Origin of the sequence: Paenibacillus vandeheii (assembly GCF_030433635.1) — a bacterium.
GTDB lineage: Bacteria > Bacillota > Bacilli > Paenibacillales > Paenibacillaceae > Paenibacillus > Paenibacillus vandeheii.
On sequence record NZ_JAROCD010000014.1, the window covers coordinates 96234 to 118401 of the forward strand.

The following is a 22168-nucleotide window of genomic DNA, read 5'->3' on the forward strand; positions in this document are numbered from 1 at the left end:
GTTACCCCTCCCTTCTTATCCGGGGATCCAGAGCTGAATTCAGAAGATCCACGAGTAGATTACAGACGACAAACATCACACCCATAATCAGAATATAAGCTTGAATAATCGGAAAATCCGAATTGAAAATCGCGGTAACGCACAGACGCCCAATGCCTGGCCATGCATAAATATTTTCCACAATGACCGTACCCGCGATTAACTTCGGAATCGACATGCCCAGCGCCGTAATCGATAATTGAAGTGAATTTCGGAACACTTTCCAGATAATCGTCCGTTCCTTCAATCCTCTGACACGAGCGTACAACACGTAGTTCTCCGTTTTGTTTTGTACCATATTGTTGCGAATCAGCCTGACGTAAGTGGAGATGAATACCAGGGACAGTGTCGTTGCCGGCAGGATGACTGAGCTTGCTTGTTCCATGCCACTCGTGGGGAACCAATTCAGCTTCACGGCAAATAACCACATCAGCAGAATGCCAATCCAGAAGCTCGGCATGGCTGTGCCAATAAAGACCAATGCACGCATCAAACGATCCACTAACCTATTTTCATAAATGGCACTGAGCACACCAATCAGAATACTTATCGTCAGAATGATAACGAGGGCAACAGCCGATAGCTTTAATGTGGCTGGAAGGGCTCGTGCAATCTGCTCTCCAACCGATTGTTGGTTGACGTAACTAATGCCGAAATCCCCCTGAATGCTGTTGCTGATCCAATCCACGTAACGGGTCAGAAACGGTTTATCCAAACCTAGTGTTTCCCTCATGGCATCCACCATTTCCGGTGTCGGCGTAACTTGATTCACCCGCAGCGCCACTTCAGCCGGATCACTGGTTCGCAAATGGATCAGAATAAATGCTAAAAATGAAATACCGATCAGCACGGGAATAATGGCTAATATTCGTTTTATGACGTACCTGCCCAAGGTGATCCTCCTCTCTACTTCATCCATATATAAGGAAACCTCGCTTCACAACTTCGCAAATGGAAGAGGATGAGCGAGGCTTCCTGACTTTCCTAATGAATTTTTAAAATTCCTGATTACTCTTCGAAGTACATCTTCTCAAACGGAATTTCGTATTGGGAAACGTTAAAGCCCACACCCTGAAGCGCCTTGATATGAACGGCTTTGGTAACCGAATAGGTCAGTGGAATATATACATTTTCATGATGAATATACGTTAGAACCTCTTTGTACATGTTTTGGCGCTGTTCCTCATTCTGCTCGACCATCAGGTCTGTAATCGTATGATCCAGCCACTCTTTTTTCCCCAGCCCCAACTGGGCTTGATAATCGGCGTGGGAGGGAACCCTCCAGGAAGAGACATACGTTTGCGGATCATACGGCAATCCCCAGGAGAGGGAGTACATCAGATCAAATTCGCCCGTTTTCTGACGGTCCAGATAGGCCTGCTTTTCCTCGCCAACAATGTTCAACGCTACCCCGACCTGCTTCAGATCGTTTTGCATGGATTCACTAATGGTCCGCTCCTGTGCATTATCGGAATTGTAATAGATCGTCAGTTCAAGCTTGTTCCCATCCTTGTACCGATAACCATCCGAGCCCGCAGCCCAGCCAGCCGCCGTAAGCAGATCGCTTGCTTTGTTCATGTCATACTGCACACCTTCAAGGCCCACATCAGCGTACGGAACCGAAGTGGAGAGCAACGTATCTGCTACTTGTTCCGTACCGTTCAGTATGCCTTCCGCGATGATTTGTTTATTAATAGCATACATCAGCGCTTCACGCACTTGGGGCTCCTGAGTTGCTGAGCGGTTGGTATTAAGAACGATCGCACGTGAGCCAACCGGATGACTGATGACCGTGCTGTATTTCCCTTGATCCGTCAACACTTTGAACGATTCATTGTCCACCATGTCACCGTCCGAACCGAATAACAGGTCTACTTCTCCCTTTTCCAGGGCAAGCAGAATCGTTTGATGGTCAGGCATGACTTTCCACTTAATCGTTTGGATCTGCGGTTTGTCTCCCCAGTAATTTTCATTGACCGTAAATATCGCGTACTGGTCCTGCTTGTGCTCTGTTAAAATGTATGGCCCTGTTCCGGCATAACTGCTGACTCCATTCGCAGTTGTACCGTCAATAAAGCTTTTCGGTGAGATGAAGCGAAACGGACGAGTTAACCCCAATTCCTCCAATGTCGGGTAATACGGGTCTTTCAGTACAATCTGGAACGTAGCGTCATCGATCACTTTCGTCTCCTTGATCTCGGCAACCAGATTCAGCCAGGAGTTCTTCTCGACATTTTCCAGCACGGCATCGACATTCATCTTCACGGCTTCGGCATTAAACGGCTCCCCATCCGAAAACTGAACATCTTTATGTAAATAAAAGGTATACGTTGTGCCATCTTCTGATATATCCCATTTCTCCGCGAGTGCAGGCTTAATGCCTTCCGGCGTATTAATTACAAGGGATTCAAATACCATATTCTGAGCCGGCATCTCTCCCGCGTATAGATGGGGATTGATATCTCGGATATCCTTGGTGCTGGCAAAGACCAATTCGTCGTTGGAAACTTTGGAGGTTTGTGCTTCGTTCCCTGCTTCTATCCCGGAGCAAGCCGATAATACTAGCAGGAGCGAAATTAATAAAGCTAGTGTGTAAACCTTGCGTGATGTATGCATGATTCCCTTCCTTTTCCCTCATGAAGTTAGATAAGTAAGTAATGATTACGTATTATAATAGTAATAATTACGATTAGAATCGTAGCATACAATGTGAAGAACCACAACTACCAAATTAAAAATACGGAAACAAAAAACGGTCACCTAATTGAGGTCACCGTTTTTTGCATCCATTCGCAATTGTATTGTATTAGTTAAACTAAAAATATTTACACTGCCACTCCGATGACAGAACAATACAATCTTCCGATTGCTGTTATCGGTTATCCGCCGTTTGACTGCAACTTTTGCAGTGCCTGTTCAGCCAGCGCTGCCAGAAGATGTGCGCCAAGCGGCAGCGCCCGTTCGTCCACATCGAATGCAGGATGATGCCACTCATGCGGACCTGACGTTCCGAGGAAGAGGAATAGACCCGGGACCTCCTTTTGGTAAAAGGAAAAATCTTCGCCCGCCGGAGATGGTAGCGGTCGGATACTGTTCAGCCCAATTTCACCTGCCACCTGCTCAGCCGCAGCAGCCAAGGACGCATCGTTGAACACTGCAGGTGGTCCCTGAATCCAGCGCACCGTAGCGCGTGTCCCGTAGGCTGCTGCAACACCCGTAACCACCTGGTTGAAACGCTCGCGAATCCGGGCACGAACCTTCTCGTCAAAGGTACGCACGGTGCCGTCCAAGATGGCTTCTTCGGGAATGACGTTCCAGGCGGTGCCGCTGTTGATTTTGGTCACACTGATTACAGCGCTCTCCTGTGCTCCGACATTGCGACTGACGATGGACTGAAGTGCGGTCACGATATGGGAAGCGACCACAATGGGATCAATGCCTGCTTCCGGCACTGCCGCATGCGTTCCGACACCTTCTACTTTAACCACAAAACCATCTGCCGCTGCGAGCAGCGCCCCTTCACGGATACCTACCGTACCGACTTGCAGATCCGGTTTGTTATGCAAACCAAAAATAGCCCGGACCTCGGATAGCGCTCCGCTCTGAATCACCTGCCGTGCCCCCGTCGCTTTCTCCTCCGAAGGCTGGAAAATCAAACGAACCTTGCCCTGAAGATGGGACTCACGCTGTTTCAACAATCGCGCAGCACCAATCAGAATGGCGGTGTGTGCATCATGACCGCAGGCGTGCATCCGGCCAGCAACTTGCGAGGCATACTCCAGCTTCGTCTCTTCCTGGATCGGCAGGGCATCAATATCTGCGCGCAACGCCACGACAGGACCATCACCCTCACCAATTTCAGCGATGAGGCCTGTTCGCAGCGAATATTCATCTGCAATCCGTACCTCTTCCTCCACCAGCCAACCCCGAATGGCTTCTGTCGTTTCCCGTTCCTCTCCGGATAGCTCGGGATTACGATGTAAATGTCGGCGGATCGCCGTTAAATGTTCTGCGAATTCTTCATCCTGCCCAACGTCAAGTTCATGCTTGCGGCTCTGTTCTTCTTGCTCTGCCTGTTGCTCAGGCTGTTTCAGATCACTGCTCACGACATTGCCTCCTATTATCATCGTATATGCCATGTAAGATGGAATAATTATAATACACGGGTGTCTTCATTTCACTTTAGCAGGTATGCTCTCTACCATATATATGCCTAACCGATCACCGCTTGCGCAGGTGTCGATTCATTCGCGAATTCGCCCAGCCCCTGCTCATCCAATGCCTCACGCAGCAATTCATATGAACGCATACGCTTGGCAAAATCACGTGTGGCTGTGGTGACAATCAGTTCATCCACGGCAAAATCCTGCTGGAACTTCGCCAGAGCCTGACCAACCGTTTCCTTCGTACCTCTTGTCACACTTGGCTCCAGAATCTCGATCCGATACTTCTCGTTCGATTGCCGTCCGAATTCTTCCGCCTGCTCCACGGAACCAACGGTCAATATCTTGCCATTCTCCAGATGGATCTTGACCAGCATATGTTCACTTGCCAGTTCTTCAGCTTCTTCCGCACTCTCCGCCACAATTAATGATATAGCGAGGATGGCATACGGCTCCCGCCCTTGTGAACGGTCGAACTGTTCTCGATAAATACGCAAAGCCTCCAGAGCGACCTCCGTATTGCTATTAATAAACAATGAAAATACATAAGGCAGTCCCAGTTCTGCCGCCATGCCAGCGCTGTCGATACTTGCCCCAAGCACGTATAGCTCGGCGGGGACTTCGGATAACGGTGCAGCGCTCAAGCCTGCCAAAGGATGTGTTTCCTCTTCATGCGGTTCATTATGAAGGAACTGCTTCACCTGATTGATTTTATCTTTTAGGGAAGCGGCCTTCTGAATTCCTTGCTGTAATGCCTGTGTGGAGCGGGGCAATCCCCCCGGCGCACGTCCAATACCCAGATCGATTCTTCCCGGGCCAAGTGCAGAGAGCACATTGAAGTTTTCAGCCACTTTGTAAGGACTATAATGTTGGAGCATTACCCCGCCAGAACCGAGACGAATCCGCTCCGTATGCGCCAGCAAATGGGAAATGAGCACTTCGGGTGAGGAGCCTGCGACATGGCCTGAATCATGATGTTCCGATACCCAGAACCGATGAAATCCAAGCTGTTCAGCCCGCTGTACCAATTCAATCGTATGCCGAAAAGCATCTATCGGCGTCTCCCCTTCGTAGATCGGAGTTTGATCCAATATGCCAACACGAATACCCATCCTATTCTCCTCCTTCGATCATGCCGAACCTGACTTATTAAAATCCTTCCTGCTTCCTTAATGGACGCTCTATAACTGCCGCAGCAATTCCCCGAAAGGCTCTGCAAAAGGCGAATGTTCTTCTTTTAACGTAACGACGCTGATCTGCAACGATACACCGGCAACCTCGTGCACCTGAATGGGGAACAGTTCCTGCTCCCGTACTTCCTTCTGCACCGTTAACCCAGGCAGAAAAGCAATGCCTGCCCCCTGCATAACCAGTTTCTTCGCCGTTTCCGAATGATCGACATGATATGTAATATCCGGTGGATGTTCCAGCGAGTCAAAGGCCCGGTGAATGCGCAGCCAGTCCAGTGAACCACATTCGAAAAAGACCAGCCGCTCATTCCGGATCGCTTCCATACTGACATGCCCACGTTCTATAAACGGATGTCCTTTGTAAACGTAAAGCTGGATTGGATCTTCATAAAAGGCAACTGTACGGATCGCCGGGTGCATGACCTTGCGCACAAACGCCAGATCAATCTCCTGATTGAGCAGCTTGGCGACCAATTGGTCTGTCGTTGCTGTCGTCAGCTTCATGCTGACCTCAGGATATGCTTCCTTGATTTTGGGCAGAAAGTCCGGAATGACATAGTTGGATACGGATACCGTACTGCCGAGTCGCAGTGCATCGGGCGTCGTACGGCGTTGCTGGATCTTCTGTCTGCCCTTCTGAATCACTTGCAGCACCTGCTGGGCGTAGGGGAGGAATTTTCTTCCTTCTTCCGTGAGCACAATCTGCTTGCCCAGTCGGTCAAACAATTTGCAGCCGAGTTCACGTTCAAGGGACTGAATACGAGCGGTGACAGAAGGTTGGGACAAAAAGAGTACCTCGGCAGCCTTATTGAAGCTTCCGTAATGATTGATGTATACAAATGCTTCAATGTTCTCAATATTCATAAGCGCCCCCCGAATCCAGTTTATATATACGAATTGAACGAAGATGATTTACACTTGCCACTCCGATGACAGAACAACCTTCCGATCGCTGTTATCCCCAGATTTTTTTGAATTCACTTTTACAAAGGGTAAAATATGTGGATAAAGGCGAAGGGTATGCTTCCGATGCAGCTTTCTTTCAGAAAGCTTTTAGCTCCGCTTCTTCAGGTTTTTTCTGTCCTCTACGTTCTTGTGTGTCTGTGTATTTCAATTTTTATATCCATTTATCCAATGAACTTACTTGGTTTTACGATATCGTAAACCCATTCTTTTCCAGAGTCAATATCAATTCTTCCAGGGAACGATCCAATCGCGTAGTAATATCCGCCGAGAGCTCATATTTTCCGTCATCCAGTCGATCAATTCCCTGATCAACCGCATATACTCCGCCGAGAATATGTCTGCCGCCAAGTGCTGCCAGAACAGGCTTCAATGCATAATCGATGGCGAGTAGATGGGCGATCGAGCCGCCGATGACCAATGGAAGAGTCAGCTTGCCCCGCAGCCCTTCCTGTGGAATCAGATCCAGGAACAGCTTCAGCACGCCTGAGTACGACGCTTTGTATACCGGCGTTGCGACGATGACTGCATCCGCGGTTTCAACAACAGCGAGTGCATCGCGAATGAATGAGCTATCAAACTTGGCCTGCACCAGATCCTCCGCTGGCAGGTCAGCCACATGAATCACCTCAACGGTAATGCCCGCCTCTCTTAATTTATTGCTGCTGTACTCCGTAAGTCCTGTCAGTCGCGAACGTTTGGAAGGCGCTCCGGCAATAATAACGACATGTGACATTATGATTCCTCCTTGGAATAGCGGTCAAGCCGCTCCTTTTACTTTGGGGTCAAGCCGATCGCGAATATCGTCTCCAATCAGATTAACCGCCAGCACAAACATGGTAATTGCGAGTCCCGGGAACGTACAGATCCACCAGGCAACCGTGAGATAACCTCTTCCTTGCGAGAGCAGCGCTCCCCAATCCGGAATTTCCTTCAATACGCCAAGTCCGAGAAAACTGAGCCCGGAGCCTGTCAGAATAGAGGTCCCTACGCCCAGCGTCGCCATAACCAGCAATGGTGACAACGAATGAGGCAGTACATGTTTCCAGAAAATACGGGCATTGGAGCCCCCAAGTGAACGTGTAGCTGTAATAAAAGGCAAACCTTTAACGGACATGACCTGCCCACGCATCACCCGTGCATACCCCGGAATGGAGGATATCGCAACAGCCAGTGCAATGTTAAGCAGTCCAGGTCCCAGTGCTGCCGCAACGGACAATGCCAATAACACGCCTGGAACAGCCATCAGAATATCGACGGCCCGCATGGTGATGGTGTCCAAAACTCCTCCTGCATAGCCCGCAATAATGCCAAGGGCACTGCCCGCAAGACCACCCACCAGCACCGAGGCAAATCCAATCAGCAGTGAATCCCTGCTGCCATGCACAACTACACTGAAGATATCCCTGCCAAAATAATCGGTCCCAAACAGGTGCGCAGCAGAGGGAGCCTGCAGAATGGCATCCGTCATCATCTGAGTAGGATCATAAGGGGCAATCCAGCCGGGCACAATCGCACAAGTGACGGTAAATACCACAACCAGCAACGCTGCATAAAAGAATAAACGGGATACCGCGAATGAGACGCGGTGACGCAGGGGACGGCGACTCCACAGGCGTAAACGCCCTGTTCTGCCGGTCCAACCTTTTTTGTCACCCACCAATGGTTTCATGCTCATAAGACTCCTCCTTCCTCACTCGCGTCCAAATGTTTCAGACTGTTCCATCCGCCATCACGTTCATTACGTTCGGACTGCACGCCTAACTCTGGGATCAATGTACGCATAAGAGATATCCACCAGTAAATTCAACACGACATAGATCATCGCTGTGAAAAAAACTACGCCCTGCACAACAGGCAGGTCTTTGGCCATCAACGCATCCGCGATGATTCTGCCGATGCCCTGTCTGGAAAAGACCGTTTCCACCACGACGGTTCCGGCGAGCAGATCACCAATCAACATGCCGATCACCGTCACCGCAGGAATCAGCGCATTACGCAGCGCATGACCGTACATAATAGCTCGCTGTGAAAGACCTTTCGCTCGCAATGCTACGATAAACGGTTCATTCACCACTTCCAGCATGCTGTTACGCACCATACGTACGATGAAACCCGCACCGACGAGGCCCAGTGTTGCAGCAGGCAGCACCAATGAACCGAATCCGTCGGAACCCATCGCCGGGAACCAGCCGAGCTGGACCGAGAACAACAAAATCAACAGAATGCCGGTCCAGAAGGTCGGCATCGAGATACCGAACAATCCAACGAGGCGGGCGATGAAATCAATCACGCCATTACGATGAATGGCAGACAGTACACCGAGCGTAATGCCGATGGTTATCGCTATGATCGGGCTGAGCGCGGTCAGCGCCAGTGTGGCAGGGAAATGCTCCAGTATTTTGGGCAGAACTGGGTCGGAATTGATCATGGATTTACCGAAATCCCCGCGCAGCATGTCTCCGAAATAGTTGGCAAACTGAATGTAAAACGGCTGATCCAGACCAAGCTGAACCCGCAGGTTCTCAATCATCTCGGGTGTTGCCGATGACGGGTCCAGCATGAGCAGGACCGGATCACCCGGCAGCAGATACATGATGCAGTACACCAGCACCGAGGCTCCGAAAATAACCAGAAGCGATGTAGCAAGTCTTGTCAGTACCGTTTGCACCATACCGGGTCGTCTCCTTCCTGTCTGCATAATTGACGGTACGTTTTATGGCTGAATCCAAACATCGTTAAAGAGCGGATATCCGAGTGAATCAAACTTGATGGCTTGCACCGATTTGGATGCAGCCACCGTATAAGGGAACACATAGATCGGCAGAATGACAGCCTGATCGATCAGATCCTGCTGAATCTGATTATAGATATCCACTCGTTTATCCGGATCAGTCTCCACCGCTCCTTCTTCCAGCAGCTTATCGATCTTCGGATCGGATAAGCCGGAAAGCGTCGGACGTTCACCTTCTGCACTCGTATGATAAAAAGCGTAGAGTGCATTCGGATCAGAGTTGACCTGGCTGTTGCCGTAGAGATCATAATCCCAGTTCTGATAGACGACCGTAGCAATGTCCTTCGTAATTTCCACTTCAACAGCTATACCCACCTGCTTGAGCTGCTGCTGAATAATCGCAGCAATGTCGTTACGCTTCTCCCGGTTCGGCGAACCGTCCACATAATGCAGGGTCAGCTTCTTACCATCTTTTTCACGAATGCCATCTGCTCCCTTGACCCAGCCTTGCTCATCAAGCAGCTGATTGGCCTTGTTAATATCCGGATTGATACTTCCTTCCAGGGAGGCATCGTAACCGAGAATTCCCGGAGACAGTGCAGACCACGCTCGTTCATAGTTGCCCAGATACAATGTCTTCACAATGGATTCCACATCAACCGCAGATTGCACCGCCTGTCTGACTTTCACATCATCCCAAGGTGCTTTGCGCAGATTGAAGAAGAGGGTATACGGCAAACCAACGGTATTCGCCTGCAGCAATTGCTGGTTCGGATCGTTCTTCAACGCAGCAATATTTTGCGGCGGAACGGTCTCGGCGGCAAGTACCTGCTTACTCTGCACACTGCCGATGCGCGTTGCTTCTTCCGGTACAATTTTGAACGTAATCGTATCCAAATGAGGGGCACCTTCATTTTCAACGGTTTCCGGAGCCCAGTTGTAATCCTTGTTCTTGGCGACAACGATATCCGCATTTTCATCCCATTTCACGAAGGTATACGGACCAGTCCCTACCGGGTTTTTGCCCAGTTGGTCACCGTATTTCTTGGCAGCTGTAGGAGACACAATCCCTAGCAGTGCCTGACTCAAGTTGCCGAGAAAGGCTTGCGAAGGCTGTTCCAGATTCACCTTGATGGTGTATTCATCAATGACCTCCGAGGAGCTATAAGGTCTAATCAGGGCAAGGGAATTGGCGGCTTTGGTGGCCGGATCGATCACCCGATCCAGATTGAACTTCACGGCTTCCGCGTTAAATGGTGTGCCATCATGGAACTTCACATCTTCACGCAGCTTGAACGTATAACTTTTGCCATCCTCCGATACACTCCACTCCTTGGCGAGCCAAGGTTTAATGGAACCATCCGGCAGCTGGACCACCAGATTGTCATAGATCGTCCGGATCGCACGTACGGTTACGGCAAGGCCACTTCGATGCGGGTCCAGCGTATCCGGGGATGTGGCGAGTGCGTAGGTTAGATTTCCACCTTCTGCTTGCCCTGCCTGCTCCCCACCGGAAGCCTGGACTGTACTGTTCGAGTTACCTGCTGCTCCGCAACCGGATAATACCAGCACCACTACTGCCGCCAATGCCATATATTTCATCCATGAGATAGACCTGTTCATATAGCTTCCCCCTCTGTGTATACAGGTGTCATTGATTCGTTGAATTATTGATTTACTAATTTACGCCTTATTCCTTGACTGTGCCGATTTCCAGCTCCCCAGTTTCTTACGCCTCGGTTCCGACTTGCTCCCGTGCAGCCGTGTAACGATTCACCGGAATTGGCACCCCGAGATTGCCACGCAATGTGTCATGCTCGTATTCGGTGCGATAGATGCCGCGCTCTTGCAGAATCGGAACAACCAGCTCTACAAAATCGGACAATCCACTCGGCAGTTCGGAATGAATAATGAATCCATCTGCCGCTTCCGCTTCAAACCATTCTTGAATCTGGTCAGCCACCTGCTCCGGTGTTCCGAGGAATTTGCTCTTCGGTGTTGCAGCTCGCAGGGCTACTTCGCGCAGCGTCAATCCCTGCTCTTTGGCATCCCGCTTGATTTTGTCGGTACCGCTGCGGAAGCTGTTGCTGCCAATGCCATTCAGCTCAGGGAACGGTTCATCCAGCGGATATTGGGAGAAGTCATGATGCTCGAAGAAACGTCCCAGATAGTCTAGTGCTTTATCGATGGTGACCAGGCTGGCAATTTCCTGATATTTCTGTTCCGCTTCCTCTTCTGTCCGTCCAATGATCGGATTAATTCCTGGCAAAATGACAATATCCTGTGCGGAACGTCCATAAGCAGCTGCACGGGTTTTGACATCTTTGTAAAAGGCCTGTGCATCCTCGATTGAATCATGTCCCGTGAAGACAGCATCCGCTTCCTTGGCAGCAAGAGTCTTGCCATCTTCTGAAGAACCTGCCTGAAAAATGACCGGCTGCCCCTGCCGTGAACGGGCAATGTTAAGGGGGCCCTGAACGGAGAAGAACTCTCCTTCATGATTGAGTGTGTGCAGCTTGGATGGATCGAAGAAAACACCGCTCTCTTTGTCTCTTACAAAGGCATCGTCTTCCCACGAATCCCACAGGCCTTTGGTTACCTGCAAATATTCCGTTGCAATTCGGTAACGCTCCGGGTGGGTTGGATGGTTGCTTTTACTGTAGTTTTTGGCCGAACCTTCAAGCGGGGAAGTAACAACGTTCCAACCAGCGCGGCCATTACTGATCAGATCAAGTGAACCGAACTGTCTGGCGACTGTGAATGGATCACTATAGGAGGTGGACAGTGTTCCAACCAGACCAATCCGTGACGTAATCGCGGCCAGGGCGGACAATAAACTGATGGGCTCAAATCGATTCAAGAAGTGAGGTATGGATTTCTCGGTAATATAAAGACCGTCAGCGATAAAAACGAGATCGAATTTGCCTTCCTCCGCCTTCAACGTCTGTCGTTTGTAAAACTCAAAATTCACACTGGCATCCGGTTGGATCTCCGGGTGTCTCCAAGTCGTCATGCTGCCTCCTACACCGTGGACAATCGCTCCAAATTTCAAACTGCGCTGAGCCGTCATATATATTCCGCCTTCCTTGGATTAGGATATATCAAGAAATTTTCTTAAGTCGGATCTGATATGGATTACGAATAAAAAAACAAAAGTTAACTATTCCTATGAGTTTGGTCAGTTTTAATTTCACAAAGCTTATCACTGCCCCGCACATCGGTCAACAGCGTTACTTATAGAACTTTTCTATATAAGGATTGGAGATCTGAATAAGAAGATAGATGACGACTTAAAGATGCCTTAAAGTTCCCGACTGCTGCAAACTGAAATGATAGACTTCAGCAGCCAGCAGCCGAAAACTGCTTTATCAAGAGATCCGACACTTCCGGTCAGACTGCTGCTTCATCGGGCTGGGCGAGAAGTTCCGCCAGTTTCTCCAAATCAGGCTCAAGCAATGCTTCATACTTGCCGTCTCCACCCACCTCAATGACAGGCACATGGCGAATGCCATATTTGGCTTCAAGCACATCCCTCAGCACATCATTGCCTTGCACTTCGATGTTCTCGAAAGGCTGGTTGCGGGCCGTAAGAAATGCCTTGACCTCCCCGCAAAAATGACAGCCTGTTTTGCTCCAAAGCACTACTTTTTTCGATGTAGAAGACATCGGCATACCTCCTGATTGATTCATTGTCAGATCAGGATGGATCACCACCCAGACCATTCATTCCTATCTGTTAAATAAGAATTATGGCTATAAATGTACTCCTCACCTCTTCAAGCGTCAATGGATCTGCCAATAGAATAAACCTATAAGAGGATAGAAAGATTAAATTTTAAATTTGAAAAAAGTCGTTACATTTCATAATTCGTAATTTATGTAAAGTTCGGATGCGGAAAGGATGTATAGCGTAACGATACGCTGTACATCACATTCCGCATCATGCTGTCGAACCGATATACAAGGCTGCCGGACCCCGTCATTACAAATCTTCGTTCAAAAGCTGGGGAGGAGCAATGATGGGCCAGCCTTCTTCGATTAAACGCAATTGGTTAGCAGATACATGAACGACATGCCCGGATTGCACGCCCCATCGTTCCGCAGCATAAGGGGTTACAAACCTCCTGCGTTTATTGCCACTCATCTGATACCATACATCCCGTTCATTCGTTGCGGCAATAATCATGCCTTCCTCCAGCGCATTGCGGTTGCCTTCAACCGGTTGAGCATGAACATGGCTTCTTGCAAAGGGCCAGCCCTGCACCTCACCCCCAGATACCAGTGGCTCACCTGCAGGTACGCCTAGCAGGTCCGGTTTGGCAACCAGAACGGGAGAAATGCCGCGTGGAACGGGAATGTTCAGCTTGCGTCGCTGTCTATGCATCAGTCGGTAAACATCGCCCTTGATATCCGTGATGAAACAGCCCTCCGGGTAAAAGTCCGTGCTGCGTCTCAGCTTATGCATTACATCGCTGCTGCCCTTGGTGGAAATGCGCTGTCGCAGGTCAGAGGACTCCGTCTTACCAAGGGGTGTCGTGCTCTCCTGCTGACCGGTCGACACCTTCGAATGCAGCGTGAGCCGGGAAGTTTCGGCAACGAGTGCATGGGGATCTCCCCATTTTTGAGTGTAAAACTGTTCGTTATCCTTATTCACCACTACATAATCCTGTTCTTCCAGCGCCTTCATGCTTACACTTCCGTAGTGATGTATGAAGGCATCCCCGGCTACCGCCAGCCTGTATCCCGCCAGCCTCGCCCGGATGACCCAGTCGTCATCTTCAAAATTACCCACAGCGTAGCCTTCATCGAGATAACCTACCCGCTCCAGTAATTCCCGAGAGAACAGCCAGCAGAATCCGACCAGCCTATCGGTCTCCCGATGTTTACTGGCATCTGGACGATTATGCTGCGCTGCAAAAGACCACATCTCCTCCACATCTGTGTACGGGACTTCGATCTGCTGATCTCCACCAATGTAATTGGTAACCGGGCCCACGACCCCCATCTCGGGATGACTGTCAAGACAGGACATCATGTTATCCAGCCAGCCTGGAGTGACCAGCGTATCATTGTTCAGCACGACAATGTGTCGGCCTCTCGCCATCATCAGTCCATGATTGACACCGCCGGCAAAACCGCGATTCTTATCCAGTGCAGCGACCCTTACCATACCACCTTTGCGAAGCATGGCTTCCGCCGTGCCATCTTTGGACGCGTTATCCACAACAATAATTTCATAAGGCGCAGGTGTATGCTTTTCAATACTGGACACACATTGCAGGACATATTCGCGCTGGTTGTACGTCGGAATAATAATGCTTACCCCTTCGAATACCAGCCCGAATGAGCTTTCTCCCTGCCTCACGCCCTCATCGTAACCTCTACGGTAGCCCTGCTTATACAGTTTTGCGTTCTTGGCTGCCCGTTTACCTGAGCCTTGACGTCTAGTCTTCCTTCCACTACGACTTCGAGCTGAGTGCAAAACAACGGTTTCGGATGACGATGCTTTCCGCTGCTTTGAACGTCTGCCTGATGTGCTCATGTTGCTTCCTCCATTTCCCCTCATCCCAATGCGCGTTACGATGAACATCGCACCAGACCGTCCATTAGAGCTGAAGCTCTCCTATAACCAATTTGTCAGCCAAATGTCCAAAATCGATGGCAACCCGCCCCAGCTCACCAGCGATTCGGCGACACAGAATGACGGCTGGAATTCCTGCCGCTACAAGAGCGATATCGAATGAATGCTCCGCAGTCTGCTGCATCACCCTCGGGATATCCGCAACCCCCTCCACTGCACCGATGATACCTGTCACATGAACGCCACGACCGTTCAACAACGCTCCTAGCTCAGCAGCTTGGCTTCCAATCAGCAGCACCCGGCGGCCATGTATCACGGGCAACAACAGACCCGACTGATGCAGGCTGTAGTTAATCGTGGAACTGGTCAGGTTCAGACGGGACCAGTCAATGCCGAAATGCCGCAATACTGGAAATAACAGACCTTGAAAAGTGGGCGCACGTGAGATGGGTACGCCTACCCAATCGGCGCCTTGAATGGCTTCCGCGAGCGCAGAGCGGATGTCCGGGGTGGAGCGCGGCACCCCTGCATAAGGCAGAAACGGTGCCAGCTCCTGCACTTGCTCGCCGGGCAGCACCGTATCGGCTGCCAGGGTCAGCAGTTCGCCATCTCCGAGGCGAACGACGGACAGGGGGCGCTGCGTATCCAGCGCCCCCTGGATGTGGCCAGCCATCTCATGAGGGCTGGCCAGCCGGGTCAGGGTGGGCGCATACTGGCGGAATCCCGCCTCGATCAGATCTGCCGCCGCCACGGCAGGCAGAATATGATCGGGCGGGATGTGCTGCGCCACCAGCGCCTCCCCGCCCGCGAACACGCCGTCGCGGAAGCCCTCGGCGTAGCCGCTCTCGGGCGCTGCAGCCGGCTGCGCAGGCGCAAGTGCCCTTGCGCTGCCCGCATGCGCGGCAGCGCTTTCCCGCCCCGCGGGAGCGACACCACCGTGCCGGTGTGTCGCTTGCTGCGGGGCGGGAAAGCGCTGCGCAGCCGTGCGCGGTTTGCGGCGGGCGCCTGCGGCCCGCCCGCTGCGCGGCGCAGCATGCCTGCGGCCTGCAGCTGCGCGCTGGCCCGCTTTGGCTCGCGCACCTTTGCTGCCACGGCTCACGCCTGCACGCTCGCCTGTTTTTGCTCGTGCACCTGCACTGCCCCGGGCTTCGCCTGCTTTTGCCCCTGTTCGTGCTCGCGCTCCTGCGCTCCCACGACGTCTTGCACTTTTACGCCCGCCGGCTTTGCCTTTCGGTTCTGCAAGAAGCTTGTGCTCTATTCCTGTGAGCTCCACAGCTCTTGGCTTCAAGCCTTTGTTTCCCCATCCGTGATCTGAGCCCGCTATGGGCTGCACTCCCACAAATACGTGCAAGGAGCCGACATGACTGCCCGGTGTCTTCTTCCTACTCTTGTCGCTGCGTTTTGCTGCTCTCACGGCATTCCCTCCCTTGGCATGCACGAGGAGTGCCGCCGCTGCACAAAGCGCCGGAGCATTCTTCCGGCTCCGGCGCAGGTTGTTCTGCTCTCAAGGGACCTCTCACAGCGGCAGCATCAGGCGCATATATTTTAGGGCAGTTGTCCCTTCATGCGGATGGCTGCTTCCTGAAGCGATTGGAACGTCCCTGCATCACTCCAATATTTTTGCAAAATATCGTATTCCAGTCCTCCAGCCGCTGCATAATGATTGTTCACGTCCGTAATTTCGAGTTCACCGCGTGCTGAAGGGGCAATGCGTTGGATAAGATTAAATACATGGTCATCATACATATATATGCCAGTAACACAATAAGAGGTCTTCGGATCGCTCGGTTTTTCCTCAATGTATGAGATTCGTTCCGGATGTTGTGGATCAAACACCGGCACCCCATACCGCCGTGCATCGTCCACTTCTTTAAGCAAAACACGAGCCGTACCCGCAGGCTGCTGCAAATACCGATCCACATAAGGCTTCAAATCGTCGCTAAACAGATTATCACCCAGCAGAACAACAAATTTTTCTCCAGGGAGGATGAACGAAGTCGCCAGATCCAATGCTTCAGCAATTCCGCCTGCTTTTTCCTGAATCCGATACGTGAGCTTGACGCCATGATCTGCTCCACCGCCCAAATACTCCGTGTATAAGCCAGCGGAATGTTTGTTGATGACAATCAATATTTCTTCTATGCCTGCCTGGCGGAGTCTGTCGATGCCATACATAATCATCGGGTGCTTGCCGACTGGAATCAGATGCTTGTTAATCAGCCGGGTCAGAGGATACAGTCGTGTTCCGGTTCCGCCTGCAAGAATTACACCTTTCATTCCACTATCCCTCCTTCATCGGATGTCTCAATATATTTAAGGGGATCGACATGCCATTTGTTGATAAAAATGGATCGATTGCGCTCAAGCAACTGTTTCCATGCCACAGGATCGGTCTTCAGGAAACTCGCGCTGCCGCGATGATGTACAAGTACATCCCCGCATACCAGCAAACGATACCCTTTCTGACAGGCCCTGTAGCAATAATCGTCATCTTCATAGTGTCCCGGCGAATAGGCTTCGTCAAGCACACCAATGTCCTCCATCACACTTCGCCGAATGAGCATGCATAAGCCGACAATCCGTCTGACTTCCTTCCACCTGGAAGCATCGACTATATTGTTGGCAGCAGCCAGTTCCTGAAAATGGTCCATGTCCCGGAACTCCAGTTCCACCTGCTGGATTCCACTTGCATAATTGGTCACCGGACCTGTAATGCCAATGTTTGCATCACTGTAGAGGGCAGCCCGCAAGTTTTCAAGCCAGCGGGCGGTAACCGTTACATCATTATTCAGCAGCAACAGCTCATCACCACAGGCTGCACGGAGTCCGGCATTGCAAGCCGCCGGAAAACCCCGATTATCCGGCAGCCGGACAAAACGAATTCGTTCCCGGGCACAATACGCTGCCGTTCCGTCAACCGAACCATTATCCACAACGATAATTTCATATGACGTATGATGATCGGTATATTTTCGAATGGCATCGATACATGGCTTCAGCAGGTCCAGCCCGTTGTACGTCGGAATAATGATACTCGTCAGTGTCATCTGGCATTCCTCCTGTAGGCCACTTCGACACGGGAAATGGACCGGGATTGAGACGTATTGCCGCCCATATCCAGCCAGGTTGCAATCGCCTCCAGATGGTCGCCGATGATCAATCGGGCAACTTCGTTACCGCTGCCCGTATTGGTGGAACGCAGACGATTGGAACGAATGACATCGACTTGACTGGGCGCTGTCACTTTTAATCCGTGCTGAATGGCTAGACTTTGCGCCTTGGGAGGAACGGCCAGGGCCTGTGGTTTTACGATCTGGATCATCCTGCGCGAGAGGGCATGGGGTACGGCCGTCAACGAATTGGAACCCAGATCCGAACGGTTCAGCACATGGTTGAGATATGCTTTGATCCGGCTCACTTCATCCTGGCGGGCAAATGGAGGCAAAAGGGATGAAAGATTATTCAGTGCCACATCATCCCCCCGGTCCACTGCATACAGAAACGGGGCGAGTTGCTCTGCCGGAACGACCATATCCCCATCCACAAAGAGAAGGGTCTCCGCCTCCGTCATCTTGGCCCCCAGTGCACGGCCTACATCATGTCCCGCCCGGTCAGGTTCATATACGAGCGTGATACCAGGCTGTTCAAGCACCTGCATTAGACTGTTGTCTGTTGTTCCATTCAATACCACAACGATATCCGTCAGCGGTAACCGTTTCAGTTGTACGAGCACTTGCCCCAGCGTAAGTTCCTCATTACAGGCACAGACGACCGCAGCGGCAGGTTTGTTAAGGGCAAGTGGTATGATATTCAATGGACGTCCAGCAGCATGAGCATACCCCTGCATGAAAGCTTTCCCTGCCTGCATTGCAGCAGGATAGCCCCTTAATTCCGCTGAAATCGCAGCCTCATGCTCCTGCCATGTCGAACGTACATGTTGTTCAATCGATTGCTCATTGTGCAGCGCCTTGCGTCCGGACCGTTGCCCTGCGTTGAATGCTTCATGCAATACGGACCTGTTCGTTGTCGATCTGCTCGCTGCAGAACTCTTTAGCGGCGATTTAGTTGGGCTCTTCCTGCCCATGGTTCTCGTTCTGTTCTTTGTTGTACGTCTGCCTGCTTTCCGTTGACGACGGACGCCCCCTGAACGCTCCTTCATTTCCTCACCTCCAGCATGTTGCCTCTTTTGACGAAGCCGCTTTCTTGATTTATGCAGCATGCTCACCTCGTCAGGCTACGAACACGCTGCAGATCGGAATGCCCTCCACGTGGGCCAAGCGTATCGGTTATCCACTTGATCGCTGTCAGATGATCATTCCATATCAATTGACTGAGCGGATCAGGTCCGCTTCGTTTCTTGACTCGAACTGCATTCATTTTGCCTACAGGCACATGATGTACAGCACGCACCTTCAACCCGCTGATAACCGCCTTTGCATGTGCCAACGGTGGAATCTCCAGTGTTTCCGTACCCATTACCTCAAGTGCCCTGCGACTTAATGCATGCGGAATGGCTGTCATGGAAGCCCCTTGGAGATCAGGTCTGGCGAGCATGCTGTTCAGCGCATGTTTTGCCTCTATCACAGGGTGAACAGGGGTACGCGCCACCGGCCCGTTATAATCATTAAGTGCCACATCCGTTCCATCCAGAATCGCTCGCACATATGGCGCGAGATGTTCTGCCGGAATTAGAATGTCTGCATCCGTGAACAACAGCACCCTGCCACGAGCTGCCGCTGCACCGATTCTTCTTCCTGCATCATGTCCCAAAGCTTCAGCATAACGAAGCACCTGTGCTCCTGCCCTTTTTGCCGCCGCTGCCGTTCCATCCGTTGAACCATTCACAATAACAAGCACTTCAGCATCACGGCATATACGCAGCGCCTGGCGGACAACTGCACCAATCGTTCGGGCTTCATTCATCGCAGGTATAATGACCGAAAGCAGTGGTTTATGCGAGTTCGTCGAATCCTGTGCAAGTGTCTCTCTCATCGCATGCTCATCTCCGAATGCTGGCAATTTCGTTTGGTCCTTGGGTGAAATCACGTACGTATAGGCCTTTGTACCCTTTTTGTATGCAGATTTCAAACGGCGTTTCTTTAATTGCGCTTTTCTTTGTGCCAGATTCGATTTGGCTGCAAAAAAAGCGGTATTGCCGCGTTTTTGCAACACAGTCACCTCCCGGGTGTACATCATCGGCATGCAAAGGGAGTACACGTTATTCTATGTATTCATGGAGCAGTGGAAACGGCGTATGTCCTTGAACCGAGCAGGTTCTGTCCGCCATCAAGCTCAGTCAATCCATTTATTTAGACAATATTCGCCAATATATTCGAAATCCGCTACAGCTCCCCTACTTCAGACACAATTTCAAAAAAAATTTAAAATTGCATCTTTTCCAACCTTTTACATTGTGATACTATACGTTGCAAGAAGTATATTTACAAAAAAAACCTAATAAGGAACACGTGTTCCTTTCGATTTCTATTTTTATCCTGATAATTGACCTTCGGTTAATTCTGCTCGCAGCAGGATGATCCGGGAGACTGTTTTAGCGTTGGCTGCATGTACCTTGAGAGGAGTGATGCCGTTCAATACGTAATTCAGGTTTGGTTATGTGAACCCGGAACGAACACCCCGGCTCCGTAAGACATCTTCTGCTTCGCAAGTGGACAAGACCCCTGGCTTCTGATTGAGGAACTACAATGAACGATTAAGCCTCATAGCTGAACCGGATAAACGGTACTCCTTTTACACCCAACCACAGGCATACAGGCTCTGCCGATTTTGTTCCTTATCGTTTCTTGTCATATTCCACATTTCAGATTCAGCCCCACACTCCGCGCTGCCCAAGTTGCAGACGGAACTCCAACCGAGATTGGCATAATTATTTGTTTTCCAAAAAATCATATTGAGAATGGGAGAGTTTACTATGAAATTTGCTAAAGTTATGCCAACAATTCTTGGAGGAGCTCTTTTGCTCGCTTCCGTATCTTCTGCTGCTGCAGCTCCATTGTCCGATCAGTCCATTCCATTGCAGGCCCCATATGCCTCTGAGGAGGGTATCCAGTTGAACAGCGGCTCCGACGAAACTATCTTCAATTTCCTTGGTCAACAGGAACAATTCCTGAATTCCGACGTGAAATCCCAACTCAAAATCATTAAAAGAACTACAGACACCTCTGGTGTACGACACTTCCGCCTGAAGCAGTACATTAAAGGAATTCCAGTCTACGGTGCCGAGCAAACGATCCACCTGGACAAAACAGGACAGGTTTCATCCGCACTTGGTGATCTTCCACCGGTTGAAGAACAATCCATCCCTAATGACGGCGTCGCTGAAATCAGTGCAGAAGATGCGATCAAGATTGCATCGGAAGAAGCCACTTCCCGTGTTGGAGAGCTTGGCGAACCACAGAAAACCCCTGAAGCCGAGTTGAACATTTACCACAATGAAGAGGACAACCAAACCTATCTGGTTTACATTACTGAAGTCAATGTGCTTGAACCAGCCCCATTGCGTACCAAATATTTCGTGAATGCCGTTGACGGCAGTATCGTATCTCAATATGACCTCATCAACTTCGCAACAGGAACAGGTACAGGTGTACTTGGTGATACCAAGACTCTTACAACCACCCAATCCGGCAGTACCTTCCAACTGAAAGATACCACTCGCGGCAAAGGGATCGAAACCTACACCGCAAGCAATCGCTCCACCATTCCAGGTACTCTCCTGACGGATTCCGACAATGTATGGACTGATCGTGCCGGAGTAGATGCCCATGCCTATGCTGCCGCCACGTATGATTTCTACAAAAACAAATTCAATCGTAACGGTCTGGACGGCAACGGTTTGCTGATCAAATCCACGGTACATTACGGCTCCAACTACAATAACGCCTTCTGGAACGGGGTACAGATTGTATTTGGTGACGGAGATGGTACAACCTTCACTTCCCTGTCCGGTGATCTGGACGTAGTAGGTCATGAATTGACTCACGGTGTCATTGAGAACACAGCCAACCTGGAGTACCGCAATGAGCCAGGCGCACTGAACGAAGCCTTCGCAGATATCTTCGGCAATACCATTCAGAGCAAAAACTGGTTGATCGGTGACGACATTTACACACCTAACATTGCAGGCGATGCACTGCGCTCCATGTCCAACCCTACATTGTATGGACAACCTGACAAATACAGTGACCGTTATACCGGAACAGCTGACAACGGTGGTGTTCATACCAACAGCGGTATCATCAACAAAGCATACTATCTTGCAGTTCAAGGCGGCACGCACAACGGTGTCACTGTAACCGGAATTGGACGCGATAAAGCCATTCAAATCTTCTACAGCACACTCGTGAACTATCTGACACCAACATCCAAATTTGCTGCGGCAAAAACAGCTACCATCCAAGCAGCCAAAGATCTGTACGGTGCAACTTCCGCTGAGGTTACTGCAATTACCAAAGCTTATCAAGCCGTAGGACTGTAA

19 protein-coding genes are annotated in these 22168 nt (G+C 50.6%); 2 read left to right on the forward strand and 17 right to left on the reverse strand.

Features of this window, described 5'->3' with window-relative positions:
• Position 1: 1 nt before the first annotated feature.
• The 13 genes from opp1B to P5G61_RS25310 all read right to left on the reverse strand — a co-directional run bounded on the left by opp1B (position 2) and on the right by P5G61_RS25310 (position 15460).
• Positions 2 to 931 carry a nickel/cobalt ABC transporter permease gene (gene opp1B / locus P5G61_RS25250; RefSeq protein WP_301248974.1) on the reverse strand — a complete coding sequence of 310 codons (930 nt, stop codon included), beginning with the start codon at positions 929 to 931 and terminating at the stop codon, positions 2 to 4.
• Between the two features lie 116 nt (positions 932 to 1047).
• A complete protein-coding gene (nikA, locus tag P5G61_RS25255) occupies positions 1048 to 2655 on the reverse strand; it encodes a nickel ABC transporter substrate-binding protein (RefSeq protein ID WP_301248975.1) in 1608 nt (535 codons plus the stop codon).
• A 263-nt stretch (positions 2656 to 2918) separates the two neighbouring features.
• Positions 2919 to 4034 (reverse strand): amidohydrolase, encoded by a 1116-nt coding sequence (locus tag P5G61_RS25260; protein ID WP_301249060.1) that lies wholly within the window; start codon positions 4032 to 4034, stop codon positions 2919 to 2921.
• A gap of 218 nt (positions 4035 to 4252) precedes the next feature.
• Complete coding sequence (locus P5G61_RS25265) at positions 4253 to 5314, reverse strand: LLM class flavin-dependent oxidoreductase (protein WP_301248976.1); 1062 nt, start codon at positions 5312 to 5314, stop codon at positions 4253 to 4255.
• Between the two features lie 69 nt (positions 5315 to 5383).
• Positions 5384 to 6256 carry a LysR family transcriptional regulator gene (locus tag P5G61_RS25270; RefSeq protein WP_192270489.1) on the reverse strand — a complete coding sequence of 291 codons (873 nt, stop codon included), beginning with the start codon at positions 6254 to 6256 and terminating at the stop codon, positions 5384 to 5386.
• A 286-nt stretch (positions 6257 to 6542) separates the two neighbouring features.
• Entirely contained in the window at positions 6543 to 7091 is a 549-nt protein-coding gene (gene ssuE, locus P5G61_RS25275) for an NADPH-dependent FMN reductase (protein WP_301248978.1), read from the reverse strand.
• Positions 7092 to 7115: 24 nt separating this feature from the next.
• Positions 7116 to 8033 (reverse strand): ABC transporter permease, encoded by a 918-nt coding sequence (locus tag P5G61_RS25280; RefSeq protein ID WP_301248980.1) that lies wholly within the window; start codon positions 8031 to 8033, stop codon positions 7116 to 7118.
• A gap of 63 nt (positions 8034 to 8096) precedes the next feature.
• On the reverse strand, positions 8097 to 9029 hold the full coding sequence (locus tag P5G61_RS25285; protein WP_301248981.1) for an ABC transporter permease: 933 nt from the start codon (positions 9027 to 9029) through the stop codon (positions 8097 to 8099).
• A 42-nt stretch (positions 9030 to 9071) separates the two neighbouring features.
• Positions 9072 to 10712 carry an ABC transporter substrate-binding protein gene (locus tag P5G61_RS25290; protein ID WP_301248982.1) on the reverse strand — a complete coding sequence of 547 codons (1641 nt, stop codon included), beginning with the start codon at positions 10710 to 10712 and terminating at the stop codon, positions 9072 to 9074.
• A gap of 106 nt (positions 10713 to 10818) precedes the next feature.
• The gene (locus tag P5G61_RS25295; RefSeq protein ID WP_024632597.1) at positions 10819 to 12159 is read right to left on the reverse strand and encodes an LLM class flavin-dependent oxidoreductase; all 1341 of its coding nucleotides are present in this window, start codon (positions 12157 to 12159) and stop codon (positions 10819 to 10821) included.
• A gap of 320 nt (positions 12160 to 12479) precedes the next feature.
• Positions 12480 to 12755 carry a glutaredoxin family protein gene (locus tag P5G61_RS25300; protein ID WP_063566643.1) on the reverse strand — a complete coding sequence of 92 codons (276 nt, stop codon included), beginning with the start codon at positions 12753 to 12755 and terminating at the stop codon, positions 12480 to 12482.
• Between the two features lie 316 nt (positions 12756 to 13071).
• Positions 13072 to 14631: a glycosyltransferase family 2 protein gene (locus P5G61_RS25305; protein WP_301248983.1), complete on the reverse strand. Its 1560-nt coding sequence runs from the start codon at positions 14629 to 14631 to the stop codon at positions 13072 to 13074.
• A 64-nt stretch (positions 14632 to 14695) separates the two neighbouring features.
• Positions 14696 to 15460 (reverse strand): GT-D fold domain-containing protein, encoded by a 765-nt coding sequence (locus P5G61_RS25310; RefSeq protein WP_301248985.1) that lies wholly within the window; start codon positions 15458 to 15460, stop codon positions 14696 to 14698.
• Between the two features lie 193 nt (positions 15461 to 15653).
• Between P5G61_RS25310 and P5G61_RS25315 the strand changes: the two genes are divergently transcribed.
• Positions 15654 to 15980: a hypothetical protein gene (locus P5G61_RS25315; RefSeq protein ID WP_301248987.1), complete on the forward strand. Its 327-nt coding sequence runs from the start codon at positions 15654 to 15656 to the stop codon at positions 15978 to 15980.
• Between the two features lie 235 nt (positions 15981 to 16215).
• Here the strand turns inward: P5G61_RS25315 and P5G61_RS25320 are convergent, their stop codons facing one another.
• From P5G61_RS25320 to P5G61_RS25335, 4 genes are all read right to left on the reverse strand, one after another.
• Complete coding sequence (locus P5G61_RS25320; protein WP_301248988.1) at positions 16216 to 16947, reverse strand: sugar phosphate nucleotidyltransferase; 732 nt, start codon at positions 16945 to 16947, stop codon at positions 16216 to 16218.
• The gene (locus tag P5G61_RS25325) at positions 16944 to 17717 is read right to left on the reverse strand and encodes a glycosyltransferase family 2 protein (protein ID WP_301248989.1); all 774 of its coding nucleotides are present in this window, start codon (positions 17715 to 17717) and stop codon (positions 16944 to 16946) included. Before P5G61_RS25325 ends, P5G61_RS25320 begins: the two co-directional genes overlap by 4 nt.
• Positions 17714 to 18829: a glycosyltransferase family A protein gene (locus P5G61_RS25330; RefSeq protein WP_301248991.1), complete on the reverse strand. Its 1116-nt coding sequence runs from the start codon at positions 18827 to 18829 to the stop codon at positions 17714 to 17716. Before P5G61_RS25330 ends, P5G61_RS25325 begins: the two co-directional genes overlap by 4 nt.
• A 62-nt stretch (positions 18830 to 18891) precedes the next feature.
• The gene (locus P5G61_RS25335) at positions 18892 to 19842 is read right to left on the reverse strand and encodes a glycosyltransferase family 2 protein (RefSeq protein ID WP_301248993.1); all 951 of its coding nucleotides are present in this window, start codon (positions 19840 to 19842) and stop codon (positions 18892 to 18894) included.
• Between the two features lie 760 nt (positions 19843 to 20602).
• Between P5G61_RS25335 and P5G61_RS25340 the strand changes: the two genes are divergently transcribed.
• Positions 20603 to 22168, forward strand: a complete 1566-nt coding sequence (locus tag P5G61_RS25340) for a M4 family metallopeptidase (protein WP_301248995.1) — start codon at positions 20603 to 20605, stop codon at positions 22166 to 22168.

Bases quoted from the DNA above. Each gene is read 5' to 3' on its own strand.
- P5G61_RS25270 (WP_192270489.1), bottom strand. From the start codon at position 6,256: ATGAATATTGAGAACATTGAAGCATTTGTATACATCAATCATTACGGA.
- P5G61_RS25330 (WP_301248991.1), bottom strand. From the start codon at position 18,829: ATGAAGGAGCGTTCAGGGGGCGTCCGTCGTCAACGGAAAGCAGGCAGA.
- P5G61_RS25305 (WP_301248983.1), bottom strand. From the start codon at position 14,631: ATGAGCACATCAGGCAGACGTTCAAAGCAGCGGAAAGCATCGTCATCC.
- P5G61_RS25290 (WP_301248982.1), bottom strand. From the start codon at position 10,712: ATGAACAGGTCTATCTCATGGATGAAATATATGGCATTGGCGGCAGTA.
- P5G61_RS25320 (WP_301248988.1), bottom strand. From the start codon at position 16,947: ATGAAAGGTGTAATTCTTGCAGGCGGAACCGGAACACGACTGTATCCT.
- P5G61_RS25300 (WP_063566643.1), bottom strand. From the start codon at position 12,755: ATGTCTTCTACATCGAAAAAAGTAGTGCTTTGGAGCAAAACAGGCTGT.
- P5G61_RS25285 (WP_301248981.1), bottom strand. From the start codon at position 9,029: ATGGTGCAAACGGTACTGACAAGACTTGCTACATCGCTTCTGGTTATT.
- nikA (WP_301248975.1), bottom strand. From the start codon at position 2,655: ATGCATACATCACGCAAGGTTTACACACTAGCTTTATTAATTTCGCTC.
- P5G61_RS25325 (WP_301248989.1), bottom strand. From the start codon at position 17,717: ATGACACTGACGAGTATCATTATTCCGACGTACAACGGGCTGGACCTG.
- P5G61_RS25340 (WP_301248995.1), top strand. From the start codon at position 20,603: ATGAAATTTGCTAAAGTTATGCCAACAATTCTTGGAGGAGCTCTTTTG.
- P5G61_RS25280 (WP_301248980.1), bottom strand. From the start codon at position 8,033: ATGAGCATGAAACCATTGGTGGGTGACAAAAAAGGTTGGACCGGCAGA.
- ssuE (WP_301248978.1), bottom strand. From the start codon at position 7,091: ATGTCACATGTCGTTATTATTGCCGGAGCGCCTTCCAAACGTTCGCGA.
- P5G61_RS25265 (WP_301248976.1), bottom strand. From the start codon at position 5,314: ATGGGTATTCGTGTTGGCATATTGGATCAAACTCCGATCTACGAAGGG.
- P5G61_RS25295 (WP_024632597.1), bottom strand. From the start codon at position 12,159: ATGACGGCTCAGCGCAGTTTGAAATTTGGAGCGATTGTCCACGGTGTA.